The 3930-nt window shown below is 43.8% G+C and carries 5 protein-coding genes; all 5 read left to right on the top strand.

Going from position 1 to position 3930, the window contains the following annotated elements; genetic code table 11:
• The first annotated feature begins 129 nt into the window (after positions 1 to 129).
• On the top strand, positions 130 to 429 hold the full coding sequence (locus A3757_RS19140) for a nucleotidyltransferase domain-containing protein (protein ID WP_068553729.1): 300 nt from the start codon (positions 130 to 132) through the stop codon (positions 427 to 429).
• A 26-nt stretch (positions 430 to 455) separates the two neighbouring features.
• Positions 456 to 926: a hypothetical protein gene (locus A3757_RS19135; protein ID WP_197470137.1), complete on the top strand. Its 471-nt coding sequence runs from the start codon at positions 456 to 458 to the stop codon at positions 924 to 926.
• 479 nt (positions 927 to 1405) lie between these two features.
• Complete coding sequence (locus A3757_RS19130; protein ID WP_068553602.1) at positions 1406 to 1804, top strand: nucleotidyltransferase domain-containing protein; 399 nt, start codon at positions 1406 to 1408, stop codon at positions 1802 to 1804.
• On the top strand, positions 1797 to 2198 hold the full coding sequence (locus A3757_RS19125; RefSeq protein ID WP_068553603.1) for a DUF86 domain-containing protein: 402 nt from the start codon (positions 1797 to 1799) through the stop codon (positions 2196 to 2198). The genes A3757_RS19130 and A3757_RS19125 overlap by 8 nt, the downstream gene beginning before the upstream one ends.
• A gap of 650 nt (positions 2199 to 2848) precedes the next feature.
• The coding region (locus tag A3757_RS19120; RefSeq protein ID WP_197470136.1) for a polysaccharide biosynthesis/export family protein at positions 2849 to 3930 on the top strand (1082 nt) is incomplete at its 3' end.

Raw genomic sequence — 3930 nt, 5'->3', positions numbered from 1 at the left:
ACCACAGAGGGTACAGAGCGGCCTGAGGCCTGCACCGAGAAAAGAAAGCGTTTTCTTAAAAGCGCCTTAAGCACGCTCTCAGTATTTCCCTGTTATACTGACAACACTAAGAATTGTTGAGGGTAGGCTGTGCGGCTAAGTTCATTTCAAGTATCAAAAATTAAAGAATCTGTAGAGGCAGTTTTAGGCGCTGAGGCAGAGGTGATTCTTTTTGGTTCACGAGTAGATGACTCCGCAAAGGGGGGGGATATCGACCTTTTTGTTGAGACGGCGCGACAAATTGAAAATAGGGCGTCGGCCGCTGCTCGAATCGCGGCAAAAATTCAGATGGCAATCGGCGATCAAAAAATAGATGTGATTTTGGTGGATGCACTAACGCCGTATCAAACTATTCATAAGCAAGCTAAAGCGCAAGGAATAGCGCTCTAAATAAAAAATAGAGAAGGATTATTTTAATGGGTAATAATAAAGACCGTTTACGACACTTGATTAAAGTGGCAGAAAAGGAAGCAAAGCACTTGGAGTTGACGTGGAGCCGCTTAAAATCTGAAGAAGTTAATCCCCAATGGGTTGCTGGTCTTGAAGATGATCTAGATATGGCTGAGCGGGTCGATGCGTTTGTCGCAAGGTTTGGCAGGCTTCAAGATCACTTAGGTGATAAGTGTACTCCCGAGTTATTAAAACAAATGCTTGAAACGCCAAGTTCTGCAATCAATAACTTGGGACGAATGGAAAAGCTTGGATTAATTGCTTCGGTCGAACAGTGGATAGAGGCGAGAAATCTTAGAAATCGTTTGGTTCATGATTATGTTGAAGATAATGAGGAGTTCTCGTCTGCACTTAATAGGGCAATTGAATTAGTAGAAATGTTGCTTACTGTTCAAAGGTCATACGATAAGCAGGCTCAATCACTTTTAAGTCTTTAAGGTCAAAATACTAAAGACGATTCACCACAGAGAGCACAGAGCGGCCTACGGTCTACACAGAGAAAAGATAAAAAGCTTTTTAGTATTTCTTAATCACTTCCTCGGTGCAGCGAAGCGCTCGGTGTCCTCGGTGGTTCAAGTGTTTGTTCCTTAAAGATCAAAACATAAAAGATGATTTGCCACCGAGAGCACAGAGAGGCCTGCGGCCTACACAGAGAAAAGATCAAAGCTTTTTTTAGATGTGTCTCAATTCCTTCCTCTGTGCAGCGAAGCGCCCGGTGCCCTCTGTGGTTCAAATGTTTGTCCCTTAAAGATCAAAACACAAAAGCAGGTTCACCACAGAGTGCACAGAAAGGCCTGCGGCCTACACAGAGAAATAAAAATATCAAAGCCGTCATAAGCAAGATCCTATCACTCGTGTTATTCTGTCTATTATCTAGATCATAAAATGACAAAGCCACTGAAACGGTTTAAGCGATATGGAAAACTCCGAGCTGGTTTCTCTAATAAAAAAACATCTACCAAGTGTTAAATTGATTTACCTCTTTGGCTCAAGAGCTACTAATGAAGCTCGACCTTCGAGTGACTGGGATATCGCAGTCATGGCAGAGAAAAAAATACCCGTATCTACCTTATGGGAGCTTAAAGAGCTCCTGGCAAATACCTGTTGTGCAGAAGTTGATTTGATTGACTTGCTTCAATCGACCACGGTTTTGAATGTGCAAATTATAGAGCGAGGTCAGTTGCTGTATGATGCTTGTGACGCTGCGATGCCTTTCGAAACGCGTGTTCTCAGCATGTATGGCCGTTTACAAGAGGGGCGTGAAGCGATTATGGCTGACTTTGTCGCTCAGCTTAAAGGAATGAAGCATGGATGATGTCATACTGAATAAACTCGCAACAATAAAACGGTGTTTGCAGCGAGTTCGCGAGGAATTTACTAGCGAGGCAGAGTTTAAACAAAATTACACCAAACAAGATTCTGTCTTATTGAATATTCAAAGAGCGTGTGAGGCCTCAATTGATATAGCAAATTATCTAATTCGCGTGCACCGGCTGGGAATACCTCAGTCGGCACGTGATAGTTTCGATATTCTAGCAGGGGCAAAATTGATTACGGTCGACATCTCTGGCGCGATGAAGCGAATGGTTGGCTTAAGAAATATTGCAGTGCATGATTACCAAACGCTCGATTTAGATATTGTGATTTCAGTAATTGAAAAGCACTTGTCAGATTTCGAAGGTTTTAGTGCAGAAGTTATTTCGGAGTAGTGAGAAGTAGCCCTTAAAGATCAAAACGCAAAAGCAGATTCACCACAGAGGGCACAGAGAGGCCTGCGGCCTACACCGAGAAAAGATAATAGCTTTTTAGTGTGTCTCAATCTCTTCCTCTGTGCAGCGAAGCGCTCGGTGTCCTCGGTGGTTCAAGTGTTTGTTTCTTAAAGATCAAAACATAAAAGACGGTTCACCACAGAGGGCACAGAGCGGCCTACGGCCTACACAGAGAAAAGATTAAAGCTTTCATTTAGATGTGTCTCAATCCCTTCCTCTGTGCAGCGAAGCGCCCGGTGTCCTCGGTGGTTCATCGGTTTATCCCTTAAAGATTAAGACATAAAAGCTGATTCACCACCGAGAACACAGAGCGGCCTGTGGCCTGCACCGAGAAAAGATAATAGCTTTCTTTAGATGTGTCTCAATCTCTTCCTCTGTGTAGCGAAGCGCTCGGTGTCCTCGGTGGTTCAAATGTTTATTTCTTAGGGTTCCAAGGAATGACAAACATCAAATAATGTAAACAAATGTTAAAATAGACCACTCCACCAACTAGTAAGCCCCTCCTTTAAATGCTAAATTAGCGCCCATTAAGATGATCGTCATGCATGGTCATCACAGTGAAGTACTCTCTAATAATGATGGAATCAGGAATGATCGATACACTCTCTCGCCTAAGGCTCACTGGGCGTGCATTTCTTTTTGTAATAGCAGCTTTATTCTCGCTTCAATCTATTGCCCTACAGCCTACACCGGCGCAGCTCGAACAGTTTAAGGGTCTACCTGCAGCTGAGCAGGCTCGTTTAGCCAAGCAGTTTGGTGTGGATATTCCCAATGTAAATGCTGCGCAAACGCCTGTGGTTGCACAAACTAACAGCGTCATGCCAGTGGCTCAGCAGCAAGTAGCTGAGTCTGTGGGCGGAGAGATTAACACCAATACTGAAATGGAAGAAGGCAAACTGCCTGCTTTCGGCTACGACCTATTCGCCGGCCAGCCAACGACCTTTGCACCTATTACTGATGTTCCTGTTTCATCTGATTATGTATTAGGCCCGGGTGATTCACTAAAAGTGAATCTCTATGGTAAAGAAAGCCAATTCTTCGAATTGGTCGTTGATCAGGAGGGGCAGGTTTATATCCCTGACTTAGGCCCAATGAGTTTAGCTGGCCTAGACTTCTCTGAAGCCAAAGAAAAAATAAAAAAGACGATTGATCAAAAGATGATTGGTGTTAAAGCCAGTGTTTCGATGGGAAGCTTGCGTTCGATTCGGGTCTTTGTATTGGGTGAAGCTCGTGTACCGGGTTCCTATGTGATTAGCTCTCTCTCGACCATGACCAATGCGCTAGTGTTGAGTGGTGGTGTTTCAGAGTTGGGTTCACTGCGTAATATTCAGTTAAAACGCAAAGGTAAGCTTGTTCAATCGCTCGACGTATATGACTTGCTGCTAAAAGGCGACACCTCGGTTGATGCACAGCTCAAATCTGGTGATGTGGTATTTATTCCAGCTGTTGGCCCTCAAGTAGCAATAAAGGGCCAAATTAAACGCCCAGCATATTATGAGCTTAAAGGTAGTGGCTCCGTTTCTGATCTTCTCTCATATTCCGGTGGTATGTTGGCTTCAGCTTACCCTCAAGGCGCGACGCTTGAACGGGTTAATGAGCAAAATGAACGTGAGTTCCTGAATTTAGACTTATCATTAAATGCTGATATAAACCGCACTTTAAAAAATGGTGA

The organism is Oleiphilus sp. HI0117, from assembly GCF_001635235.1.
The sequence above is the reverse complement of the archived record's forward strand: the minus strand, read 5'-3'. Positions and strand labels throughout refer to the sequence as shown.